Genomic DNA, 1,012 nt, shown 5'->3' on the forward strand with positions numbered 1-1,012 from the left:
CAGGATGTTGACGCTCCCGCCCGGATCGCTGCGTCCGTAGAGGGCACCGGCCGGACCCTTCAGGACTTCGATGGACTGGACGTTCTGGGTGTCGGGCGCGCCGTTGTAGCCGCGGGCGATGTTGAAGCCGTTCTGGAAGATATCCTGGGTGGCGAAGCCCCGGACCGAGTACAGGGCGAGGTTCTGGGCGCCAAAATCGTTCTGCTTGCCGACGCCGGGCACGTAGTCGAGGGCGCGCTCGACGCGGGTCGCGGCGGTGTCGACCAGGACCTCCCGGGGCACCACGTCGACCTGTTGCGGAATGTCCCGGCGCGGCGTCACCGTCTTCGTGCCGCTGTAGAGTTCCGGCACCCGATAGGTCGGCGTGGCGGTGAAGGTGCCCTCCACCGAGAGGGCATCGAGCACCACGGCGGTCTCGCCGGAGGATGCCCCCTGGGCTGCGACGGCGGTGGGGATCGCGCAGGACAGGGCCAGCACGGGCAGCAGCGGGATAGACGGTGAACGGGACAAGATGATGGGCCTCGGGCGACGGCAGTGGCACGTCACCGCGAACGAGGCCGAACCACGCGCGCGCGCATGCTCCCGCACCCGCCGGGGCACCCCGCCCAGCGTGTCTCGCGTGTGACCACGACTGACGGCAGGTCTCCTGGCTCGCGGGTCACCGCCCTTCACCGTCTTCCCGAGCGAGGCCGCTCAGTGACGTTGGTGGCGAAGGGCTCGCCGCTTACAGTTGCGGGGGCAGCCGCGGCGTTGGGGCTGCCCCCGCACCGCGTTCCCTTTTGATCCTCCGGCCAGAAATCCACGTCGAGGCCGTGCCAGCGCCCCTGCCCGTCGGGCATGCTGAAGCCCGCCACCCCGCCGCTGACCCCGCAGACGAAGTGCCCGCGCGCCGTCACCTGGGCCAAGGTGCCATCCTGAGCCGGTGCCGGAGACGCGGCGGGCAGGGCAGCGAGGAGCGTGGCGAGGGGCGTGACGGAGACCAGTCGCATGCGCGCATTGCAGGGGATCGCGC

General features: G+C 70.8%; 1 protein-coding gene and 1 riboswitch. The gene reads right to left on the reverse strand.

Features of this window, described 5'->3' with window-relative positions; all coding sequences use genetic code 11:
* On the reverse strand, positions 1-510 hold a 510-nt coding region (locus MKK58_RS04620), incomplete at its 3' end, for a Plug domain-containing protein (RefSeq protein WP_243910992.1).
* Between the two features lie 108 nt (positions 511-618).
* Positions 619-818: riboswitch (cobalamin riboswitch) on the reverse strand.
* Positions 819-1,012 lie beyond the last annotated feature (194 nt).

The organism is Methylobacterium sp. J-078, from assembly GCF_022829285.1.
Classification (GTDB): Bacteria; Pseudomonadota; Alphaproteobacteria; order Rhizobiales; family Beijerinckiaceae; genus Methylobacterium.